Origin of the sequence: Nakamurella alba, assembly GCF_009707545.1 — a bacterium.
GTDB classification, from domain to species: domain Bacteria; phylum Actinomycetota; class Actinomycetes; order Mycobacteriales; family Nakamurellaceae; genus Nakamurella; species Nakamurella alba.
In genome coordinates this window covers 412,823-435,508 of sequence record NZ_WLYK01000001.1, presented here as the reverse complement: position 1 = coordinate 435,508, position 22,686 = coordinate 412,823, and the positions used below count along the sequence as shown (strand labels likewise).

The following is a 22,686-nucleotide window of genomic DNA, read 5'->3' as shown; positions in this document are numbered from 1 at the left end:
CGGGTGCGGCTGATCAACGATCCCCCGTCCGGCGCGTCGGTCAGCGATCAGGCGGAGTCGCGGCAGGCCCAGGGCTCGAGGCCGCGCTGCAGGTAGAGGAGCTTGGCCCGCATCAACTGCTCGGAGGGAGTGGCGTCCATCGGGTTGCCGGACCCGCCGACGGACTCCCAGGTGGGGATGTCGAACTGGAACATGCCGTAGGTGGGCAGGCCGGCCGACGGATAGGCGTTGACGGCCTTCGGGTTGTGGGTGGACTCGCAGAAGGCCAGCCCGTCCCAGTCGACGCCGAAGGTGGTGTCGTGGGTGAAGACCTGCTCGCCGTCGTAGGTGAACTTCTTCTCGGCCAATGCCGCCTCGGCGGGGGTGCCCGGCTCGGGGGTGCGGGTGCCGACCTTGATCAGCGAGGACACCGGCGCGGTGAGCACCTTCCGGCCGGTGACCACCCGCGCGGTCTCGGTGCCGTTGACCGTGGTGACGCGATAGGTGACGGATTCCTCGCCCGCGCTGCCCTTGGTGGCGACGACGGTGGTCCCCAGATCGACGTTCTTGTCCTCGACGCGGCGGTCGGCCGGTTGGGCCAGCGCCTTCTTCTCGGTCACCGAGGTGGTGACGACCCGGTTGACCACGACCGACATCCCGGCGGCCAGTGTGGTCGACACGGCCGGCTCGACGGTGTCCGAGGCGCCCAGCGTCACGCCGTGCTCGGTGAGCAGCTCGCCGACGGTGGTCGCACCGGTGACCTGCTCGGTGGCCGCCGCACCGCCGACCGACAGTTCCACCCGGACGGTGCTGGTCGCGGTGACCGCCATGCCGTCCAGTGGGATGTCCCGCGAGCGGTCCGCCGACAGTGACAGGGTCCGGCCACGCTGGTCGCCGACGCCGAGATCGGCGAGCGCCTCGTCGACGGTCCGGGCGGTGGTCCAGACGTCCTGCTGCTTGCCGTTCCAGGTCAGCGTCAGCTTCCGCGCCCGCTCCATCACGATGGTCGACCCGTCGGAGATGGAACTGCCGGCGGACGGCGCGAGCACGTCGTGCTGACCCTCGTCGATGCCGGCGGCGGCCAGCGCGTCGGCGACGGTGCCGGCATAGGTCGAGATCTGGGTGGTCTGGCCGTCGACGACCAGGGTGACCTGCTTGCGCAACGCGAGGGCCGTGCCGCCACCCGCGGTGAGCAGGCACAGCGCCGCGGCTGCGCCGATCAGCACCGGCTTGCGCCATCCGCGACGCAACCGCACCTCGTCGACTGCCGACACGGCCCGCTCGCGGCCCGTCGGGTCGTCTTCGCCCTGCTCATCGGTGACAACAGGGATCTCCGCGGTGGCGTCCGCGGGCTCCTCGATGTCGACGGAGGTCAGCGCCGCGGGCACGGGGATCTCGTCGGTGGCATCGACAGCGCTGACATCGGCGGCGCCGGCTTCGATGGCGCCCGGATCCGGAGCCCCGGACCCGACGACAGCACCGGCAGCCGGATCGGTGGCCGCGAGCTCGGCAGCGGCGGCGGGGTCAGCAGCAACAAGGTCGGCAGCGACGACGGCCGGCTCAGCAGAGATGACGGTGCCCGAGGAGTCCTCGTCCTCGGCGGCGCGACGGCTGCGTCGCCCGCCCGGCCGGAGCTGGGTGGCGCCGGGCTCGCCGGCCTCGGCGGCGGCCAGCAGCCGCTGCCAGGACTGATCAGGCCGGTCGGCTCTGTCGTCGTCGGCGGCGCGGTGCTTGCTCACGGATCTCCGGGTGGTCGAGGTGCCCGGGCAGGGTGCGCCGGCGGCGGCAGTACCTGTGGGTGCGAAGCGCATCGACCCCCGACGAACCGATGCGACCGCTGACCTGCCGACGCCGGAGATCTCTTCGGACCATCCCGGCGGCTATCACAGGACGATAACAAGAACATTCACCGAGAAGCAAACCGGACATTGTCGAAAACATTGTTGCTGATACGCCGATGCGAATCCGCCACCCGTGTGACATGCCTGCCGGAATGACCCGCCGGACCTTTGACCGGAAAGACACATCGGCACCCGGCCGCAGCCTGCGGTCGGGTGCCGATGATGTGCCGGTCGTCACGGCAGAGCGGATCAGCCGGCGGCGTACCCACACGCCCAGGGCTGGAGACCCCGGTCGGCGTAGACCTTCTCGGCGATCGCGATCTGCTGGGCCTTGGTGGCGAGGTCGGCCCGCTCGGCGTACACACCGCCACCGGCGCCCTGCCAGGTGCCGTAGTCGAACTGCAGACCGCCGTAATAGCCGTTGCCGGTGTTGATGGACCAGTTGCCGGTCGATTCGCAATGCGCGATGGCATCCCAGTCGGTGCTCCAGTGCGCCGGGTCCGCGTAATAGGCGGCGGGGTCCGCAGCGGCAGCAGCCGGATCAGCAGCGGCCGACGGGGCGGGGTCGGCCGCAGGAGCCGGATCGGCGGCCGGGGCCGGATCCGGGGCGGGCGGCGGCGGGACCTTGGTGCCGACCCGGGTGATCGTCGGCAGCGCCTCGGTCACCGTCTTGCGGGAGACCTCGGTCGGGGTCCCGGGCTTCCCGTTGACCACCTTCGTCCGCAGCGTCACCTCGACGACGCCACCGCGACCCTGCTGGTCGACCTGGGTGACACCCTGGTCGATGGTGTCGTCCTCGACGGTCTGGTCGGCGGGCTGGGCGGTCGCGACGGAGCGCACCTCCACCGTGTAGCCGATGCGGGTGATGCTGATCTTGAGACCCTCGGCGAGCGGGGTGGTCAGTGCCGGGGTGACGGTGTCGTCCTTGCCCAGCGTGATGCCCTGCGCCTTGAGCAGGTCACCGACGGTCTTCGCCTCGGTGGCGGACGCGGCTCCCGGCTTCGACCCGTCGGCCACCACGACCGTCGGCAGCGTCCGGATGGTGACTGCGACGCCGTCGGTCAGCGGGGTGGTCGCCGGCACCGAGAGCCGGTCGTTCTTGCCGACCGGGATCTTCTGCTCGGCCAGCAGGTCCTTGACGGTGGTGGCGGTGGTGCTCACCGAGATCTTCTTGCCGGCCGGCGTGGTGACGCTGACGTCGTTGAGGGTCTTCGCGCTCACCCCGAGGCCGGTCAGCGGGATCTCCCGCGAGCGATCCGCGGACAGCTGGTAGTCGGCCGGGTTCTCGCCCAGCTCGGCCAGCGCCTCGTCGACCGTCCGGGCGGTGGTCCACACGGTCTGCGGGGTGCCGTCGACGGTCAGGGTGAACTCGCGGCCGCGCTGGATCACCACCGAGGAACCGTCCGAGATGTCGGTGCCCAGACCCGGAGCCAGCGTGTCGTGCTCGCCGACCTGCAGCCCGGCGGCCTCCAGCGCACCGGACACGGAGCCGGCCAGCGTGGTGACCTGACGCTGCTCGCCGTCGACGGTGACGGTGACGGTCTTGGTCATGGCGGCGACGGTGCCGCCGCCGACGGTCAGTCCTGCCACCAACACGGCGGCGGCGACCAGGGCGACCCGGCGACCGCGGCGGCGTCCCGGGCGGTCCACAGCGATCGGGGTGCCGGACGCCGGCGGCGGCGGGGCGGTGCCGGTCTCGGCAACGTTGTCCGCTGCGGTCTCCGCAGGGGTGTCCACGACGGCGACCACGGGCGCGGTGGTGGGGGCTTCTTCGTCGGTCTCGCGCTCATCCACCGGGGCGGTCACGGCGGCAGCGGGCACGGCATCCTCGGCCGCGGCGGCGGAGGATGCGGAACGGTCGGCCTGGAACGGCAGCAGGGGGACGGCCCGGAGCGTTTCCGCGGCAGCAGCACTGTCGAAGGCGGTGGAATCGGCACCGGTGTCCGATTCGGTCCCGCGGGCAGGCGCGAAACGGTCGAAGAAGGTGGTCAAGGGTCCGTCCAGGGTCGTGCTGCCCGGGCAGTGGCGGGGCGTCGTGACGTGGCGCGGCTGTGCACACGATCAAAGGCAGGGCGGCACCGGAAGCCTTCCGCGCACACTCGCACGGGCCTCGCCGGTACTGCACCTGCCCCGACACCCGGAACTTCCCCATCCCGGCCGTTGTCACAAGACAATAACGACAGGGGCACGGACCGGCAACCTCACGGCCGCTCGCGCGTCGACACTTCAGCCGTTCGTACGCCGTGGGCGCCCTGCGCACGGCCGGACCGTGCACGCGGTGACGATTTCAGGCCGTCGGTTGCGGCAGTCGGTACACCCGTTCCGCGGTCCCCCGCACCTGGTCACAGACGGTATCGAGATCCACATCACGGAGCGCTGCCAGGGCCCGGACCGTCCACGGCAGTGCGTACGGCTCGTTGCGTCGGCCACGGTGCGGGTGCGGGGTGAGGAACGGTGCATCGGTCTCGGCCATGTACAGATCACCCGGGATCACGGCGGCCGCCTCGGCGAGGTCCCGGGCGTTCTTGAACGTCACCGGTCCGGCGAAGGAGAGCACCCACCCGCGGTCGGCACAGCGACGGGCCATCTCCGCGTCGCCCGAGTAGCAGTGGAAGACCACGGTCTCCGGGGCGCCTTCGCCGTCCAGCACGTCGAAGATCGCCTCGTGCGCCTGCCGGTCATGGATCATCAGCGCCTTGCCGGTCCGTTTGGCCAGGTCGATGTGCCAGGCGAAGGCCTCCCGCTGCACATCGTGCGGCGCCGCGTCCCAGTAGAAGTCCAGACCGGTCTCGCCGATCGCCACCACCCGGTCGGAGCCCGCGAGCGACTCGATCTCCCGGCGGGCGGCGTCGTCGAGCGTGTCGGCCCGGGTCGGGTGCAGGGCGACCGCCGCGAACACCCGCGGGTCCCAGGTGGCGGCCCGGGCCGCCCAGTGGGCGGAGGCCAGGTCGTCGGCGACGGTCACCAGCCGGGTCACCCCCACCGCCGCGGCCCGGTCAGCGGCGGCCACCACGTCGGCCGCGTCGAGACAGCCGCAGGCGTCCAGGTGGGTGTGCGCGTCCACCACCTGGGCGGGCAGCGGTTCCGGGACGGGCGCCGGCTTCCTGTCGGCGACCGCCTCGTGCACGGTCACGCGATCGGCGCCCAGTCCGGGCCGGTCTCGCCCAGCCCCGGGTCGAGCTTGGTGAACAGCGGGCTCGGCTTCTGCAGTCGGCGTCCGCTGGTGATCTCCGTCCGCACCCACCGCGCCTGCTCGGCGGCGTAATCACCGGTCAGCACCGGGTAGTCGCGCACTGGCGGCACGCCGACACCCTCGACGTCGTCGTCGAAGTCGGTGACCTCGTGGATCTCCGGCTGCGCCGCCCACACACCTTCGCCGCCGAGCGCGGCGAACACCGACTGGCTGGAGTGCGGCAGGAAAGGCGTCAGCATGGTCTTGACGTCGTCGACCACCTGCAGCGCCGTGTGCAGCACGGTGCCCTGCCGCTCCTTGTCAGCCCCCAGCTTCCACGGCTCGGTCTCCGACAGGTACTTGTTCGCCAGCGCCGCCACCCGCATCGCCTCACCGGAGGCGGCCCGGAACCGACTGCGCGCCAACAGGTCCCCGACGGTGTCGAAGCCCTTCCCGGCGGCCGCCAGCAGCTCGGCGTCCACGTCCTGCAGGGCACCGCGCTGCGGGATCTCACCGAAGTTCTTGTGCGCCATGGAGATCGAGCGGTTGACCAGGTTGCCCCACTCGTTGGCCAGCTCGAAGTTGGTGCGCCGCACGAACTCCTCCCAGGTGAAGTCGGCGTCCTGGTTCTCCGGGCCGGCGGCTGCGATGAAGTAGCGCAGCGCGTCCGGACCGTAGGCCTTCAGGAAGTCACCGACGTAGATGACCGTCTTCCGGGAGGTGGAGAACTTCGACCCGCTCATGGTGAGGAACTCGCTGGAGACCACCTCGGTGGGCAGCTGCAGCCCGCCGAAGGTGCCCGGGGCACCGCCGCGCTCGCCCAGGCCGTCGTAGCCGAGCAGCTCGGCCGGCCAGATCTGCGAGTGGAAGGTGATGTTGTCCTTGCCCATGAAGTAGTACTGGGCGGCGCCGGAGTCCGAGCTCCACCACTTCTGCCACTGGTCGGCGTCCTTGCCGAAGCGGCGCGCCCACTCGATGCTCGCGGACAGGTAGCCGATCACCGCGTCGAACCAGACGTACAGCTTCTTGTCGCCGCGCTCGCGCCAGCCGTCCAGGGGAACCGGGATACCCCAGTCGATGTCGCGGGTCATCGCCCGCGGGCGGAGGTCGTCGAGCAGGTTCAGCGAGAACTTGAGCACGTTGGGGCGCCAGTCGTTCCGGGTGCGCAGCCAGTCGCCGAGCGCCCCCGCCAGGGCCGGCAGGTCCAGGAAGAAGTGCTCGGACTCGACGAACTTCGGTGTCTCGCCGTTGATCCGCGAGCGCGGCTCGATCAGGTCGACGGGATCCAGCTGGTTGCCGCAGTTGTCGCACTGGTCGCCGCGGGCCGCGGTGTACCCGCAGATGGGGCAGGTGCCTTCGATGTAGCGGTCGGGCAGGGTGCGGCCGGTGGACGGCGAGATCGCCGACATGGTGGTGCGCGGCACCAGATACCCGTTGCGGTGCACCGTGCGGAACAGTTCCTGCACCACCGCGTAGTGGTTGCGGGTGGTGGTCCGGGTGAAGAGGTCGTAGGACAGGCCGAGCCCCTGCAGGTCGCCGACGATGACCCGGTTGTAGCGGTCGGCGAGCTCGCGTGCCGACACCCCCTCCTGGTCGGCCTGCACCAGGATCGGCGTGCCGTGCTCGTCGGTCCCGGACACCATCAGCACGTCGTTGCCGGCCATCCGCTGGTAGCGGGAGAAGACGTCGGAGGGGACGCCGAAGCCGGACACGTGGCCGATGTGGCGGGGGCCGTTGGCGTAGGGCCAGGCCACCGCGGTCAGGACGGAACTCATGCACCCAGATTAGTGCGCGTCGGCCATCGGCTTTCCCGGGCCGCCGCGACCGGACCGGGGTCAGGAACCGGCGCGGTAGCGGAGCCCGTCGTAGATGAGGTCGATCAGGGCCACCGCCACCGGGCCGGCGGCCGGCTGGTCGGTGGCCATGCACACCCCGCCCATCGCCCGCAACAGCTCCGGCGGCCCGAAACCGCCGAAGTCGGGCCGGATCTCGCCGGACTCGCGGGCGGCGTTGAGCAGCCTGTTCGCGGCCGCGTGCAGCGTCGCCTTCGCGTCGACGAACAGCTCGCTGTCCGTCTCCATCATCGACTTGAGCAGTCCGACCATGCCGCGCTTGACCGCCGCGTAGTTCACGAAGGCGTGCATCCACTCCCGCAGCGCCTCTCCCGGCGGCAACTCGTCGAGCAGCCGCAGCGAGGTGGCGTCCAGCTCGTCGATCTGCTGCCGGTAGACGCCGAGGACCAGCGCCTCCCGGGTCGGGAAGTGCCGGTAGAGGGTGCCGATGCCGACCCCGGCCTGGCGGGCGATGTCCTCCAGCGAGACGTCGACGCCGTTCGCGGTGAACGCGGTCGCGGCGGCGGCCAGCACCTTGTCGCGGTTACGGCGCGCGTCGGCGCGCAGCGGCTTCACGGCGGGCGTCGCCGGCGCCGCGCGGTCCGGCGCCTCGGCGAGCCGGGTCCTGGTCGTCACGTCCACCGCTCCTGTCACTCCTCCGTCGGTCCCCGGCGGGGTCCCTCCGGTCCCGACGATACCGACATCCACTGCGTTTCCGACTGCTGCCGGTGGTCCGACCTGCAGTGACACCGGCGACACCATGATCGACACCAGTCCACGGCAGCATCCACTTGCAGAACCGGAGGCACCCTCCGTATAGTTCTATCCGGAGGCCAGCTCCACTTCGAGGAAGCCTCCGCTTAGCGCAAGAGTACGCCACCTGGCGTCGGAAGGAAGTCCGCATGTCCGTCCAGTCCTCCGTGGACCGGCCCGCAGGGGCCGGCACCGCGACGAGTGCCCCCACCGCAGCACCGGGAGGTCGCCGGCAGCGCTCCCGCGGCCTGGTGCTCGCACTGGTGCTCACCGCGCAGCTGATGATCGTGCTGGATGCCAGCATCGTGAACATCGCGCTGCCCGACCTGCAGTCCTCGCTCGGCTTCACGCCCACCGGCCTGTCCTGGGTGGTGAACGCCTACACGCTGGTCTTCGGTGGCCTGCTGCTGCTGGGCGCCCGCGCCGGTGACCTGCTGGGCCGCCGCCGGGTGTTCCTCATCGGCATCGGCATCTTCGCCGCCGCATCCTTGGCCGGCGGGTTCGCCGAGGGCCAGGGCCTGCTGCTGGCCTCCCGCGCCCTGCAGGGCGTCGGTGCCGCGATGGCCGCGCCGTCCGCGCTGGCCCTGCTGATGACGATGTACCCCGAGGCCAGGGAGCGCACCAAGGCGCTCGGCTACTTCACCGCGGTGTCCATCGGCGGTGCCGCCCTCGGCCTGATCGCCGGCGGCATGCTCACCGAGTGGGCGTCGTGGCGCTGGGTGTTCTTCGTCAACGTCCCGATCGGTATCGCCGTGCTGGTCGGCGCGATCGTCGCGATGTCCGAGACCCCTCGCCGTACCGGTCATTTCGACCTCGCCGGCGCCGTCACCTCCACGCTGGGCACCACCGGCCTGGTCTACGGCTTCGTCCGTGCGGCCTCCGACGGCTGGAGCGACCCGCTGACCATCGCCGCCTTCGCCGGTGGCGTGATCCTGCTGGCCTCCTTCATCGCGGTCGAACTGCGGGCCACCTCGCCGATCACCCCGCTGCGGCTGTTCGCCGACCGGGAGCGCGCCGTGTCCTACGTGGCCCGGCTGCTGCTGGTCGCCGGGATGATGGGGATGTTCTTCTTCCTCAGCCAGTTCCTGCAGGACGTGCTCGGCTACTCGGCCCTGCAGTCCGGCCTGGCGTTCCTGCCGCTGACCGTCATGGTCTTCTCCGCCTCCCAGCTCTCCGCCCGGGTGCTGGCCGAGAAGCTGCCGACCAAGTGGCTGATCGCCGGTGCGCTGTCGGTGTCCACCCTGGGTCTGCTCTGGCTGACCCAGCTGCACGCCGACTCGTCCTACCTGGACCTGCTGTTCCCGCTGATCCTGTTCGGTCTGGGTAACGGCCTGGCCTTCGTGCCGCTGACCGCGCTGTCGCTGCGCGGGGTGCAGCCGGCCGACGCCGGCGCCGCCTCCGGGCTGGTCAACGTCACGCAGCAGGTCGGCGGTGCGCTCGGCCTGGCCGTGCTGGTCACCGTGTTCGGTGCCGCCTCGCGTGGCGCCGTCCCGCCGGTCGGTGCGACCGCCGCCGAGGCCGCGGAGCACGCCTTCGTGGTGGGCGCCGACCGTGGCTTCCTGGTGGCCGCCGGCTTCCTGGCCGCCACCGTGCTGCTGGTGCTGTTCGCCGTCCGCGGCACGCCGCGCCGCAGCGAGGCCCGCGCCGAGGTCACCGTTCCGGCGACCGCGGTGCCCGAGCCCGCCTGATCCACCTGCACGACCGGAGGCCGGGTACGACGAGCGTCGTACCCGGCCTCCGGCGTTCCACCGGCACTTCAGACCCCGAGGGACGAACCCTCAGTGCCCGACAGCCTTCTCGGCCCCGAGGCCGGTGAGGGAGCGCACCTCCAGCTCGGCCCACTTGGCCTTGTCGTGCTCCGAACTGGTCAGCGCGCCCACGATGGCGAAGATGAAACCGAGCGGGATCGACACCAGGCCGGGGTTGGCCAGCGGGAACCAGTCGAAGTCCGCGGACGGGATCAGGCTGGTCGCGGTGCCGGAGACGTTCGGCGAGAACACCAGCAGCACCAGGGCGGATCCGAGGCCGCCGTAGATGCCCCAGGTGGCGCCCCGGGTGTTGAACTTCTTCCAGAACAACGACAGCAGGATCGCCGGCAGGTTCGCCGAGGCGGCGATGGCGAAGGCCAGCGCCACCAGGAAGGCCACGTTCAGGCTCTGCGCCGGGATGGCCAGCGCGATGGCGACCGCCCCGATCACCACCGCCGCGATCCGGCCGACCCGCACCTCCTGTGCATCCGTCGCCCTGCCGCGGCGGATCACGTTGGCGTACAGGTCGTGTGCCACCGAGGCCGAGGACGCAAGGGCGAGCCCGGCGACCACCGCCAGGATGGTGGCGAAGGCGACGGCCGCGATCAGTGCCAGCATCGCAGCGCCGAGCGTGGTGCCTTGTCCGCCCAGTGCCTCGGCCAGCTGTGGTGCCGCGGTGTTGCCGCCCTTGGACTGCGCGGTGATCGCCGCGCCGCCGACCAGGGCCGCCGCCCCGAGGCCGAGCACCAGCACCATCAGGTAGAAGAGCCCGATGATCCCGATCGCCCAGTTGACGCTCTTCCGGGCGGCCTTGGAGTCCGGCACGGTGTAGAAGCGGATCAGGATGTGCGGCAGCCCGGCGGTCCCCAGCACCAGTGCCAGGCCCAGCGAGATGAAGTCCAGCTTGGAGATGAGTGTCTTGGTGGCGTCGGCACTCTCGACGCCGTACCGCTGGCCCGGCTGGATGAAGGCGTCGCCCTTGCCGGAGGCGTTGGCCGCCGCGTCCATCAGGCCGGAGATGTTGAAGCCGTACTTGGCCAGCACCCACACCGTCAGCACGCCGGTGCCGACCAGCAGCAGCACGGCCTTGATGATCTGCACCCAGGTGGTGCCCTTCATCCCACCGAAGACCACGTAGACGATCATGAGAACGCCGACCAGGGCGATGATCCCGTTCTTCGCGGCGGCGCTGCTGATGCCCAGCAGCAGCGAGACCAGTTCTCCCGCACCGACCATCTGCGCCAGCAGGTAGAAGATCGACACCACGACGGTGGAGATCGACGCCGCGGTCCGCACCGGCCGCTGCCGCATCCGGAACGACAGCACGTCCGCCATGGTGAACTTGCCGGTGTTGCGCATCAGCTCGGCCACCAGCAGCAGCGCCACCAGCCAGGCCACCAGGAATCCGATCGAGTACAGGAACCCGTCGTAGCCGTAGAGCGCGATGATCCCGGTGATGCCGAGGAACGAGGCCGCCGACATGTAGTCGCCGCCGATGGCCAGGCCGTTCTGCATGCCGGTGAAGGACCGGCCGCCGGCGTAGAAGTCGGCGGCGCTGCGGTTCTGCCGGCTGGCCCAGATGGTGATGCCCAGGGTGCCAGCCACGATCACCCCGAACAGGATGATGGTCAGCGTCTGGTGGCCGTCCGACGCGGTGGCCTCGGCGGCGACGGGCGTGCCGTCGAAGGTCAGGAACGGTGCGCTCATCGGTGCTCCCCCGCCTCTTCGCGGATCTGCTCGGCCTGCGGGTCGAGCTTGCGGTCGGCGTACCGGCTGTACAGGATCGCGATCCCGAAGGTGGTCACGAACTGGCCCCAGCCGAGCAGGAAGCCGACGTTCACCGACCCGAAGACCTTGGTGGACACGAAGTCCCGCGCATACGCGGTCAGCAGCACGTAGAGCAGGTACCAGGCCAGGAACGCTACCGTCATCGGGAAGACGAAGCGGCGCAACGCCCTTCGCAGCCGGGCGAACTCGGGTGTGGCCTGCAGGTGTTCGAAGTCCGTCTCGGACCTGCCGGATACGTCGGTCTCGGACGACACGCACGACCTCCTCGTCGTCGGGGTGACCGACCGACGAGGCGACAGCATCGTCAGGGGCCACCGGCTCTGTGGTCGGCCTCACACTAGGAACCCGGCGGCGGCGCGCACAGCAGCCGCGGCGGTGGCTGCGGACAGCGGCACCACCGGTGCGACGAACGGCGGTCCCGGGCCGGTCGAACGGTCGTCGGCCGGGGTGGTGGGCAGATCTCCGTGGCGGTGACGGAGTGCTGCCGGTGCGGTGTCAGCGGTGGTGCAGGGTGCCGGGCAGGTGCAGCCGGGCCAGGACGGCGTCCACCTCCGGGCGCACCGTCCGCCGGGTGGCCAGCGACACCCCGATCATCACCGCGAAGGCGACCGGAACGCTGATCACCGCCGGCTGTTCCAGCAGCCAGGACCACCGGCCGGCCCGGTCGCCCAGCACGATGCCGGCGGTCACCGCCCCGAGCGCGAGCCCGCCGCCGCAGAGCATCCCGGCCGCCGCACCGGCCACCGTCACCCCGCGCCACCAGATGCCGAGCACCAGCAGCGGGCAGAAGGTGGAGGCCGCCAACCCGAAGGCCATGCCCACCACCCGGACGATGTCGGTGCCGCCGGCACCGAGCGCGACCGCCACCGGCACCAGCACCCCGAGCACCGCCGCCACCCGGAAGTCCCGCACCCGGCCGGGCAGCACGTCCGTCGAGATCACCCCGGCGGCCGCCACCAGCAGGCCGGAGGAGGCGGACAGGAAGGCCGCCACCGCGCCGGCCGCGATCATCGCGGCGAGCACGGTGCCGGCGGTGGCGGCACTGCCGTCCAGCGCCCGGGCCGGCACACCGAGGATCACCAGGTCACCGCCGGCCGGGTCGGCACCGGCGGACCGGCTGATGAGCCCGAGCAGCACCGTGCAGAAGTAGAAGACGACGAGCAGGGTGATCACCTGCACCGTGGTCCGCCGCGCCGCGCCGCCCCCGGAGTTGGTGTAGAAGCGGACCAGCACGTGCGGCAGGCCCATCGTGCCGAGGAAGGTGGCGATCACCACCGAGTAGACCTCCGGCAGCGCAGCACCGCCACCGAAGCCGAGACCGGGTGCTGCCCAGGGTGTGTCGAGCGCCGAGAAGGCGTCACCGCGGAGCAGCGCGATCATCACCACCACCGGGACGGCCACCGCGGAGAGCTTGAGCCAGTACTGGAAGGCCTGCACGAAGGTGATCGACCGCATCCCGCCGGCGACCACGCTGGCAGTGACCACCAGGGCGACCCCGACCACCCCCACCCAGCGCGGGACGCCGACCAGGTACTGCAGCAGCAGCCCGGCACCGTGCAGCTGCGGCACCAGGTAGAGCCAGACGATCACCAGCACCACCACGGTCGCCAGCCGGCGCAGCCGCAGCGATCCCCAGCGGATCTGCGCGAAGTCCGGCACGGTGTAGGCACCGGAGCGGCGCAGTGGTGCGGCGACGAACAGCAGCAGCGCGAGGTAGCCCGCGGTGAAACCGATCGGGTACCAGAGGGCATCGGCGCCGAACTGCACGATCAGCGCGGCGACGCCGAGGAAGGATGCGGCGGAGAGGTACTCGCCGGAGATGGCCGCCGCATTCCAGGTCGGGCCCACCATCCGCGACGCCACCAGGAAGTCGCCGGTCGTGCGGGACAGCCGCTGGCCGTAGGCACCGATCAGCACGGTCGCCAGCACCACCAGCCCGACGGCCACAGCTGACGGCACTGAGGCACCGAGCCCGCTGTTCATCCGGCTGCGCCGTTCATCCGACAGCGCCGTCCATCCGACAGCGCCGTTCATCCGACAGCGCCGCTGATCCGACCGCTCCCATCGGCACCACCACGGCTGTCATCGGCGGAGCAGTGCGGTGAACTCGTCCTCGTTGCGGACCGCCTGGCGCAGGAACACCCGCGCCACCACCAGCACCACCAGCGGGACGGCCACCCCGAGCACCCACCAGGGCAGCGGCACGCCGAGCCAGCGCATCTCCGCCAGACCGGGTACCACCGCGAACAGCGCCGGCCAGGTGCCCACCCCGAGCACTGCGATGGCGGCCAGCCGCAGTGCCAGCGCCAGCTGCGCCCGCATCAGTCCGCGGACCAGCAGCCGGCCCACCTCGGTCTGCTCGCGCACCTCGTCCTCCGGCGGCACCGGGGCCGGCGCGGGACGCCGGTCCGCCAGCACCACCCGCACCCGCCGGGGCCGCTCGACCGCCACCGGCTACCGCGCCCGGCCGAGCGCGTCCGCGGCGAACAGCCGGTCCTTCAGTTCCTTGAGATGTCGCCGGGCCACCGGGATCTCAGGACAGCGCGGGTGGTTGCCGAGGGTGACCTGGTGACCGCCCGGCATCGCCCGCAGCTCGGTAATCCGGGCCAGGTCGACCAGGAAGCTGCGGTGCACCCGGACGAACCCGGCTGCCTCCCAGCGCTGCTGCAGGGTGGAGATGGGCGCCCGCAGCAGGTGCGAGCTGCCGTCCTGCACGTGCAGGCGCGCGTAGTCGCCCTGCGCTTCCACCCAGCAGACCGTGGACCGCGGGATCAGCCGGGTGGCGCCGGCCAGTTCCACGGCGATGGTCTCGTCGGCCGGTGCGGCCCGCTGCTCCCGGTCGGCCGTCCCGGACCGCGTCAGCCGGCTGACCCGGTCCACCGCCGCGGTCAGTCGCTGCGCCCGGATCGGTTTGAGAACGTAGTCCACGGCTCCGATGTCGTAGGCCTCGACGGCCCGTTCGTCGTGCGCACTGACGAACACCACGGCCGGCGGGGTACGCAGCTCGGCGATCACCCGGGCCAGTTCCATCCCGTCCAGCCCGGGCATCCTGATGTCCAGGAACACCGCGTCCGGGACCGGCGTCGACCGGTCCTGCAGTTCGCGCAGCGCACCGGTCGCGTCGTGCGCGGTACGGACCGTGGTGATCCGCGGATCCCGGGACAGCTGGTGGACCAGCTCGGCCAGGGCGGGCTCCTCGTCGTCGACGGCGAGCACCACCAGGCCCTCCTCGGCGAGTGCGGTCATGCGGGGATGCTCCCACAGTTCCGGGGCGCGCGGCCGGATCCCGGCCGGGTCAGTCCACCCGCACACCCGGCGCGAACTTCGGCACCCGCAGTACCACCTTGGTGCCCGCCCCCGGTGCGGTCTCCACCACCAACCCGTAGTCCTCGCCGAAGACGGCCCGCAGCCGGTCGTCGACATTGCCGAGACCGACGTGGGTCTCGCCCGCGTCGTGCACCCCGACCGTCGCCGGATCCATCCCGATGCCGTCGTCCTCGACGGAGATGACGCAGTCGGCGCCGACGTCGGCCGCCTCGATGGTCACCGTGCCGCCGTCCGGCCGGTCCGCGAGCCCGTGCCGGACGGCGTTCTCCACCAGCGGCTGCACCGCGAGGAACGGCATCACCACGCCGAGCACCTCGGGCGAGATGCGCAGCCGCACCTGCAGCCGGTCGCCGAACCGGGCCCGCTCCAGCGCCAGGTACCGGTCGATGTTGCCGAGTTCGTCGGCCAGCGTGGTGAAGTCGCCGGCCGAACGGAACGAGTAGCGGGTGTAGTCGGCGAAGTCGAGCAGCAGGTCGCGGGCCCGGTCCGGGTCGCTGCGGACGAAGGCGGCGATGGTGGCCAGCGAGTTGTAGACGAAGTGCGGGGAGATCTGTGCCCGCAGCGCCCGCGCCTCGGCCCGCGCCAGGTCGGCCCGGGCCGAGTCGGCGCCGGCCAGCTCCAGCTGGCCGCTGACGAACCGGGCACACTCGTCGGTGGCCGTCACCAGGTGCGGCCCGACCGAACTGCCGGCCAGCACGGCGAGCACCCCGGCCGGGCGGCCGGCCACCACCAGCGGTTGGAGCAGGGCCCGGGCCGCGGTGCAGTCCGTGCTGCCGCACAGCGCCAGCCGCACCACGCTCCGTCGCCCGGAGGCCGCGGCTTCCGTTGCCGCGCCGGTGATCTCGGCGGCGTGTCGGCCCGCCGGGCCGTCCGCACCGAGCACCTCGCCGTCCGGCCCGAGCAGCGCCACCCCGTCGGTGGCCAGCAGCCGGCGCAGCGGCGGCAGGGCCACCGCAGCCGACTCCCGGTCCAGGCCGTGCCGCAGCGGCGGCACGGCCGAGCCGACGAGTTCCAGCGCCCGGGACGCGGCCCGCAGGTCCGGCGAGGCGGTGGCCCGCGACCGGAGCCGGACCGCGACGAGCAACGCCACGACGCCGACCAGCACCACCGTGATCCACAGCAGCACGCCGGTCATCCGCCCGGACGCCTCCTCGCAGCCGGCTCCGCCCCGTCAGGTGTCAGCGGGTCAGGACTGCACCTCGCTGCGGTCGCCGGACCACAGCACGTGGTAGGTGCCTTCCTTGTCGGTGCGCTGGTAGGTGTGCGCGCCGAAGAAGTCCCGCTGCCCCTGGATCAGCGCCGCCGGCAGCCGCTCGGCCCGCAGCCCGTCGTAGTAGGCCAGCGCCGAGGAGAATCCAGGCGTCGGGATGCCGTAGCGCGCCGCCCCGGCCACCACGTCCCGCCACGGCCCCTGCGCCCCGCCGATCGCCTCGGTGAAGTACGGCGCGAACAGCAGCGACAACGGCTTCTCCGCGGTGGTGTCATAGGCCTCGGTGATCCGGTTGAGGAACACCGCCCGGATGATGCAGCCGCCCCGCCAGATCCGCGCCACCGCACCGAGATCGATGTCCCAGCCGTACTCCTTCGCCCCGGCCTGGATCTCGTCCAACCCCTGCGCGTAGGCCACGATCTTCGACGCGTACAGCGCCACCCGCACCGTCGCCACGAACACGTCCAGGTCCTCGATCGGCCACTGCTCCTGCGGCCCCGGCAGACCCACCTGCTGCGCCGCCGCCCGCTGCTCGCCCTGCGAGGACAGCCCGCGCGCGAACACCGCCTCGGCGATCCCGGACACCGGCACACCCAGGTCCAGCGCGGTCTGCACCGTCCACGTCCCGGTGCCCTTCATCCCCGCCACGTCCTTGACGATGTCCACGAACGGACCACCGGTGGTCGCGTCGACCTGCGCCAGCACCTGCGCGGTGATCTCGATCAGGAACGAGTCCAGCTCGCCCTTGTTCCACTCGGCGAAGATGTCCGCGATCTGCGCCGGCGACAGCCCCGCACCCCGGCGCAGCAGGTCGTAGGCCTCCGCGATCAGCTGCATGTCGGCGTACTCGATGCCGTTGTGCACCATCTTCACGAAGTGCCCGGCACCGTCTGTGCCGATGTGCGTGCAGCACGGCGCCCCGTCCACGTGCGCCGAGATCTTCTCCAGGATCGGGCCCAGCGATTCGTAGGACTGCTTCGACCCGCCCGGCATGATCGACGGCCCCAGCAGGGCGCCCTCCTCACCACCGGAGATGCCGCATCCCACGAAGTGGATGCCCTTCTCCCGCATGGCCGCCTCCCGGCGGATCGTGTCGGAGAACTTCGCGTTGCCACCGTCGACCAGGATGTCCCCCGGCTCCAGCAGCTCCGCCAGCTCGTCGATCACCGCATCGGTCGGGCCACCGGCCTTCACCATGATGATGATCTTGCGCGGCGTGGCCAGCGACGCCACGAAGTCCGCCGCAGACTCCGACCCGACGAACGTGCCGTCCCCGCCGTGCTCCTCCAGCAGCGCCTGGGTCTTGGCGTACGAGCGGTTGTGCACCGCGGTCACGAAACCGTTCCGGGCGAAGTTGCGTGCCAGGTTGGACCCCATCACCGCCAGACCGGTGACTCCGATCTCTGCCTTCGGGCTCTCGGTCATGTGCGGTGCTCCTCGTCGATCCGGGCTGCGATGCTTCGCGACTGAGCCGGACGGTGATCCGGCCGGTCCATCCTGCCCGACCGTGCTCGGCTCGTGCAGCCCGGGACCGGTCAGCGGTGCTCCAGCAGCTCCCCGGTCGACGCGTCGACCCGCACCGCGAACGTCTGCGGGTCGTCCCCCGACCCGGAGTGCCTGTGCTGCGCGGTGACGTCGACGACGGTCCGACCGTCGGCGGTGGCCACCGAGAAGGTCAGGTCGTACCAGGTCAGATCGGCGGCGCTGGAGGCATCCGGGCCGAGCAGGCCGTCCGCACCGGCCTCGTGCACGGACTGGGTGGCGATCCACTGCTCCCAGGCCGTCGCCGGGCGGCGGTTCTCCCCCGGCCAGGGCGCGGTCAGCTCGCTGGCGGGAGCACCGGTCGAGGGGCAGCCCTCGTCGCCGGGCAACAGCGGCACGAAGGACAACCACAGGGACTCCGGGGTCGCCACCCCCGTGGAGACGCCGACGGTCAGGGCGCCACCGACCATCACGTCGTCCTCGGTCCCGGCCAACAGAACAGCGGCCGCAGCGGCATCCTGGCCGGCCAGTTCAGCACACCCGCTGTCCCCCAGCAGTTCCCGGAGGGAAGTCGGACCACCCCAGGTCTGCTCCGGCACCGGATCGCCGTCCAGCGGCAGGTACCTGGCCATCAGTCGGTAGCGCGAGACCTCGTACGGCGCAGCGGGTGCGGTGAGCCGGTCACCGGCCAGTCCGGCGATCTCCGCGGACAGCGCCCCGAAGGCGCGGCGGTGGTCGACCTGCGCCCCGGTCAGACCTTCCTCGTAGCCGGGCGCGTAGACGCGGTGCTCGATCTCGCGGGTGGCCAGGGTGATCGTCATCGTGGTCCACGGGGAGTCGGTGATCCCCGGCTCGCCCATGTCCAGATCCCCGAGCAGCCCGAGCTCCGTCGCCCGGATCATCAGTGCGTCGAGCTCTCCCGGGGCGAGAACCGCCACCGTCCAACCGGTCCCGTCCTCGTCCGGTCGCAGCACTGTGCCGTCGCCGTAGACGACCAGTCGCTGCTCACCGCTGATTCCGCCGACGCCGGCCATCGTGTGAACGACCGAGATCACCGGCCGGTCGGGACGTGTCGGATACCCCGGGACCTGGGCGGGAGTGACCTGCGACGACTGCGTCGCCCCGGTGGTCCCGGAAGTCTGTGACGTTGCCGTGGTCGGGACGGTGCTGCCGGAGGTCCCGGTCGGCGATCCGGCCACCGCTCCGCCGGCACAACCGGCGAGCAGGGCCGCCGCGGCCAGAGCGGCGAGCAGTGCTGCGGTGCGCGGGCGGCGCGCTGTGGTGATGGCTCTCATGGAGTGTCGGACGCAGCGGACCCCCGATCCGGTTGCACTCCGTTCGGGGGATCTCGGTACCGGCCCGTGCTGTCCGGCCGGTCTACCGGTCCCGGCGGGCGAACAGGAAGGCCTGATCGGCCTTCTCGGGTCCGCTCGGGGCGCGCACTACCCGGGCGTCCACGTGCAACCCGGCCTCCGCGAGTTCGGCGGTGATCAGGTCCGGGTCGAGACGCCAGACGTCCAGCGCGATCTCGTGACCGTAGGCCTGCTGCAGCAGGCGCCGGTCGGTGCCGACCTGGAAGGCCACCAGCGCCCGGCCGCCCGGCCGCAGGGCCGCGTGCATCGCGGCGAACGCGATCGGCCGGTCGGTCGGCAGCAGGTGGATGACCGAGTACCAGGCCAGCACCCCGGCCAGCGAACCGTTCGGTGCGAGCGGGCCGCCGGTCATCGAGGCGACGTCGAACGACACCTCCGGGAACCGGCGGCGCGCCACGGCGATCATCCCCGGCGACAGGTCGCTGCCCGAGATCATCAGCCCGGCCGCCGCCAGGTGCCCGGTGATCCGGCCGCCACCGCATCCCACCTCGAGCACCGGGCCGCCGAGCTCGCGGACCTGGTCCGCGAACGCGGCGAGCACGGCGTCGTCGAGCGGGTGTGTCCCGATCATGTCCCGGAGCAACTCGTCGTAGGACTCGGCGACGGTGTCGTAGGCGACCCGGGTGCGCTCCTGCTGGGTCGCCCGGTCCTCGGTGCCGTCGTCGTGGACCGACTGCGCCCGCACCTGCATCGGGTCGAGCGGTGCTCCGGTCAGGACAGAGCCTTCTTCACCGCACCGGCGATCCGGCCGCCCTCGGCCCGCCCGGCCGCCTTCGCCTGGGCCAGCTTCACGACCTGGCCCATCTGCTTCATCGTCGGTGCGGCGCCGACGGTCTCCGCCACCTCGGCGACGGCCTCGGCCACCAGGGCGGCCACCTCGTCGTCGGTGAGCTGCTGCGGCAGGTAGGCCTGCAGCACCTCGGACTCGGCCTTCTCCTTGTCGGCGAGCTCGGCGCGGCCGGCGCCGGCGAAAGCCTCCGCGGCCTCCTTGCGCTTGCGCACCTCGCGGGCGAGCACCTTTTGCACGTCGGCGTCGGACAGCTCGCGGGCGGTGTCGCCCGAGACCTCCTCGGTGGTGATCGCGGCCAGCGCCATCCGCAGGGTGCCCAGGGTCAGCGTGTCCCTGGCCTTCATCGCGGTCGTCATGTCGTCCCGCAGCGTCTGCTTCAGCGTGCTCATCGGTGGTTCACCTCGTCGTCCCGGCCGGTCCGTCCGGTCGGCTTCCGCACGGTAGCCCGGCAGGCCCGGTCCGCGCACCGACGTTCCTGCCGCCCTGCCCCTGCCCGGCGCGAGGATCTTCATCGCAGGCGCGTCCGAAAATGGCGACAACCGCCCCACCCGTCCCAATCCCGCAACTTTCACACGCGTCGGCGATGAAGATCCTCGCGCCAGGTGGGGCGGTCAGCGGTGGGCGGCGTCGTACACCCGGCGGCGCGGCAGGCCGCGGCGGGCGGCGATCTCACCGACCGCGTCCTTGCGGGACGCCCCGCCGCCGACGAGCTCGGCCACCTCGGCGGCCAGTTGCTCGTCGGTGACCTCCTGGTCGACGGCACCGGACGCTCCGGCGATCACCAGGGTCACCTCGCCGCGGACATCACCGGCGCCGGCGGTGATCTCGCCGAGGGTGCCGCGGCGGACCTCCTCGTAGGTCTTGGTCAGCTCCCGGCACAGCGCTGCCGGCCGGTCGGCGCCGAACACGTCGACCATGGCGGCCAGCGTCTCGTCCAGCCGGTGCACGGACTCGAAGAACACCATCGTCCGGCGCTCCCCGGCCAGCTCCAGCAGCGCGGACCGGCGGGCGCCGGGCTTGCGCGGCGGGAAGCCCTCGAAGGTGAAGCGGTCCGACGGCAGCCCGGACAGCGCCAACGCGGTGAGCACCGCCGACGGGCCGGGCACCGAGGTCACCCGCACCCCGGCGGCCGCGGCCGCCGCGACCAACCGGTAGCCGGGATCGGACACCGACGGCATGCCGGCGTCGGTGACCAGGACAACGGTCAGCCCCTGCTGCAGCTGGCCGATCAGCGCCGGGATCCGGCTCTGCTCGACGGCCTCGTAGTAGGAGACGACCGACCCGCGCACGGTGACGCCGAGATCGGTGACCAGCCGGTGGAAGCGCCGGGTGTCCTCGGCGGCGATCACGTCCGCGGCGGTCAGCACCGCGGCCAGGCCCGGCGAGGCGTCGGACACCCTGCCCAGCGGGGTGCCGGCCAGCACCAGCACCCCGGCGCCGGGGAACGGTGCGTCGGCGGCGGGAACAGTGGCAGGGACGGCGGCCGGATCCACCTCAGTCGACCCACTTCACCCGGCGCATCATCCGTTCACCCTACGATCGTCCGCATGACCGCCCCGCCGGCCGCTGACGCCGCTGCCGACGACCGCACGGAACACGACACCCCACCCGGCCCGCTCGGGCCCGACGACCTGGTCGCCCGGCCGACGGTGCTGGGCCTGGACGAGGACGACCTGCGGCAGTCCCGGCCGGATCCGGCCCGCGGCGTGGTGGCGATCGGCGAGGTGCCCCCGTTCCTGCCCCCGGTACGGCCGGAGCGTCGTCGTCCGACCGGACTGCCCAGCGACCGGGCCCGCGGCTGGCTGGTCACCGGGCTGCTCACCCTGATCGGCGGCGTGCTGCGGTTCGTCGGCCTGGGCAACGCGGTGGACGGCGGCAGCAGCGGCGGCGTCGGCACCCCGCTGTTCGACGAGAAGTACTACGCCGTCCAGGCCGCCGAGGTGATGCGCAACCTGGGCGTCGAGGACAACCAGGCGTATGGGGTCGTCGTGCACCCGCCGCTGGGCAAGCAGCTGATCGCGATCGGCGAGTGGCTGTTCGGCTACAACTCGTTCGGCTGGCGCTTCTCCTCCGCGGTCGCCGGCACGATCATCATCCTGCTGGTGATCCGCGTGGTCCGGCGGATGACCAGCAGCACCCTGATCGGCGGCATCGCCGGGGTACTGATCATCTGCGACAGCCTGTCCCACGTGCTGGCCCGGGCCGCGCTGCTGGACGTGTTCCAGGAGCTGTTCGTCATCGCCGCCTTCGCCTGCCTGATCGCCGACCGGGACCAGGTGCGGGCCAGGCTGGAGGCGGCCACCTTCGGCGGTTTCCTGCACGAACCGGCCAAGGGGCCGGGCTTCTGGGCCCGCTCCGGCGAGCGGGCCGGCATCGCGCTCGGCGCCCGTTGGTGGCGGTTCGGCTGCGGCATCTGCCTGGGCCTGGCCACCGGGATCAAGTACTCCGGCATCTACTGGGTCGCCGCCTTCGGCATCCTGACGATCATCTGGGACATCCTGGCGCGCAAGGAGGCCGGCGTCCGCCGACCGGTCGCGGCGGTGGTCCGGCGTGACCTGGCCCCCGGGCTGTGGTCGCTGGCGGTCATCCCGATCGGTACCTACATCGCCTCCTGGTGGGCCTGGTTCTTCTCCGAGACGGCCTTCCCGCGGAACGTCATCTGCACCGCCGAGGGCAACCCGTGCGGCGCCTGGGACACCGGGTTCTTCAAGTGGCTGGCCGGACTCTGGGACAACACCCTGTGGACCTGGACCTGGCGCATGCTGGACTTCCACTCGACGCTGCTGACCCCGGACGATGTCGCGTCCCGGCACCCGTGGGAGTCCAAGCCCTGGACCTGGCCGATGGGGCTGCGCCCGGTGCTGACCTACGTCGGGTCGAACATGTCCTGCGGCGACGGCAGCAACGACTGCGTCGCCCGGATCTTCATCATCAGCCTGCCGGCCATGTGGTTCCTGGCGTTCTTCGTGCTGGCCTGGGCGCTGTGGCGGGCGATCGGCCGCACCGACTGGCGGTACGCCGCCGTGCTGGTCGGCTACGGCGCCGGTTACATCCCGTGGTTCGCCAACCTGGACCGGCAGATGTACTTCTTCTACGCCGCCTCGCTGGCCCCGTTCCTGGTGATCGGCATCAGCCTGGTCCTCGGCGACATCCTCGGCCGGGCGAAGGTCGGGATGGAACGCAGATACCTCTTGATCGCCATGGTCTCGCTCTACGTCGGCATCGTGGTGGCGAACTTCCTGTGGATGCTGCCGATCCTCAACGGCGACCCGATCACCCAGTCCGAGCTGACCGCGCGGACCATCATCCCGCCCTGGGGCTGAGCTCGCCCGCGCTCGGACGGACCCCACAACAACACCCCGACGGGCCCGGATGTTCCACGGGTGAGCCA

The 22,686-nt window shown here is 71.8% G+C and carries 18 protein-coding genes; 2 read left to right on the top strand and 16 right to left on the bottom strand.

The features are described 5' to 3' along the window. Window positions 1-47: 47 nt before the first annotated feature. From GIS00_RS01905 to GIS00_RS01885, 5 genes are all read right to left on the bottom strand, one after another. Window positions 48-1,718, bottom strand: a complete 1,671-nt coding sequence (locus GIS00_RS01905) for a ubiquitin-like domain-containing protein (protein ID WP_154766718.1) — start codon at window positions 1,716-1,718, stop codon at window positions 48-50. Window positions 1,719-2,069: 351 nt separating this feature from the next. After that, on the bottom strand, window positions 2,070-3,812 hold the full coding sequence (locus GIS00_RS28615; protein ID WP_154766717.1) for a ubiquitin-like domain-containing protein: 1,743 nt from the start codon (window positions 3,810-3,812) through the stop codon (window positions 2,070-2,072). A gap of 295 nt (window positions 3,813-4,107) precedes the next feature. Continuing rightward, entirely contained in the window at window positions 4,108-4,953 is an 846-nt protein-coding gene (locus tag GIS00_RS01895) for a TatD family hydrolase (RefSeq protein ID WP_322097351.1), read from the bottom strand. Beyond that, the gene (metG, locus tag GIS00_RS01890) at window positions 4,950-6,767 is read right to left on the bottom strand and encodes a methionine--tRNA ligase (RefSeq protein WP_154766716.1); all 1,818 of its coding nucleotides are present in this window, start codon (window positions 6,765-6,767) and stop codon (window positions 4,950-4,952) included. The genes GIS00_RS01895 and metG overlap by 4 nt, the downstream gene beginning before the upstream one ends. Window positions 6,768-6,827: 60 nt before the next feature. Next, window positions 6,828-7,460, bottom strand: coding sequence for a TetR/AcrR family transcriptional regulator (locus GIS00_RS01885; RefSeq protein ID WP_196073074.1), 633 nt, complete (start codon window positions 7,458-7,460; stop codon window positions 6,828-6,830). A 266-nt stretch (window positions 7,461-7,726) separates the two neighbouring features. Here GIS00_RS01885 and GIS00_RS01880 point away from each other — a divergent pair, with 266 nt between their 5' ends. Then, window positions 7,727-9,265 (top strand): MFS transporter, encoded by a 1,539-nt coding sequence (locus tag GIS00_RS01880; RefSeq protein WP_154766714.1) that lies wholly within the window; start codon window positions 7,727-7,729, stop codon window positions 9,263-9,265. Window positions 9,266-9,355: 90 nt separating this feature from the next. Here the strand turns inward: GIS00_RS01880 and GIS00_RS01875 are convergent, their stop codons facing one another. The 11 genes from GIS00_RS01875 to rsmI form a co-directional block, all read right to left on the bottom strand. Then, window positions 9,356-11,032, bottom strand: a complete 1,677-nt coding sequence (locus GIS00_RS01875) for a solute symporter family protein (RefSeq protein ID WP_154766713.1) — start codon at window positions 11,030-11,032, stop codon at window positions 9,356-9,358. Continuing rightward, window positions 11,029-11,415: a DUF485 domain-containing protein gene (locus GIS00_RS01870; RefSeq protein WP_154766712.1), complete on the bottom strand. Its 387-nt coding sequence runs from the start codon at window positions 11,413-11,415 to the stop codon at window positions 11,029-11,031. The genes GIS00_RS01875 and GIS00_RS01870 overlap by 4 nt, the downstream gene beginning before the upstream one ends. A 193-nt stretch (window positions 11,416-11,608) precedes the next feature. Further along, window positions 11,609-13,096: a sodium/solute symporter gene (locus GIS00_RS01865; RefSeq protein WP_154766711.1), complete on the bottom strand. Its 1,488-nt coding sequence runs from the start codon at window positions 13,094-13,096 to the stop codon at window positions 11,609-11,611. 99 nt (window positions 13,097-13,195) lie between these two features. After that, window positions 13,196-13,564 (bottom strand): hypothetical protein, encoded by a 369-nt coding sequence (locus GIS00_RS01860; RefSeq protein WP_230312718.1) that lies wholly within the window; start codon window positions 13,562-13,564, stop codon window positions 13,196-13,198. Between the two features lie 3 nt (window positions 13,565-13,567). Next, window positions 13,568-14,359, bottom strand: a complete 792-nt coding sequence (locus GIS00_RS01855; protein ID WP_154766710.1) for a LytR/AlgR family response regulator transcription factor — start codon at window positions 14,357-14,359, stop codon at window positions 13,568-13,570. A 49-nt stretch (window positions 14,360-14,408) separates the two neighbouring features. Beyond that, entirely contained in the window at window positions 14,409-15,575 is a 1,167-nt protein-coding gene (locus GIS00_RS01850) for a sensor histidine kinase (protein WP_154766709.1), read from the bottom strand. A gap of 51 nt (window positions 15,576-15,626) precedes the next feature. Beyond that, complete coding sequence (gene gndA, locus GIS00_RS01845; protein WP_154766708.1) at window positions 15,627-17,075, bottom strand: NADP-dependent phosphogluconate dehydrogenase; 1,449 nt, start codon at window positions 17,073-17,075, stop codon at window positions 15,627-15,629. A gap of 110 nt (window positions 17,076-17,185) precedes the next feature. Continuing rightward, window positions 17,186-18,427, bottom strand: a complete 1,242-nt coding sequence (locus GIS00_RS01840) for a hypothetical protein (RefSeq protein WP_154766707.1) — start codon at window positions 18,425-18,427, stop codon at window positions 17,186-17,188. A gap of 82 nt (window positions 18,428-18,509) precedes the next feature. After that, complete coding sequence (locus GIS00_RS01835; RefSeq protein ID WP_154766706.1) at window positions 18,510-19,196, bottom strand: class I SAM-dependent DNA methyltransferase; 687 nt, start codon at window positions 19,194-19,196, stop codon at window positions 18,510-18,512. Between the two features lie 20 nt (window positions 19,197-19,216). Then, entirely contained in the window at window positions 19,217-19,684 is a 468-nt protein-coding gene (locus GIS00_RS01830) for a GatB/YqeY domain-containing protein (protein WP_154766705.1), read from the bottom strand. Between the two features lie 222 nt (window positions 19,685-19,906). Next, a complete protein-coding gene (gene rsmI, locus GIS00_RS01825) occupies window positions 19,907-20,788 on the bottom strand; it encodes a 16S rRNA (cytidine(1402)-2'-O)-methyltransferase (RefSeq protein ID WP_322097348.1) in 882 nt (293 codons plus the stop codon). Window positions 20,789-20,842: 54 nt separating this feature from the next. Here rsmI and GIS00_RS01820 point away from each other — a divergent pair, with 54 nt between their 5' ends. Continuing rightward, the gene (locus tag GIS00_RS01820) at window positions 20,843-22,618 is read left to right on the top strand and encodes a dolichyl-phosphate-mannose--protein mannosyltransferase (RefSeq protein ID WP_154766704.1); all 1,776 of its coding nucleotides are present in this window, start codon (window positions 20,843-20,845) and stop codon (window positions 22,616-22,618) included. Window positions 22,619-22,686 lie beyond the last annotated feature (68 nt).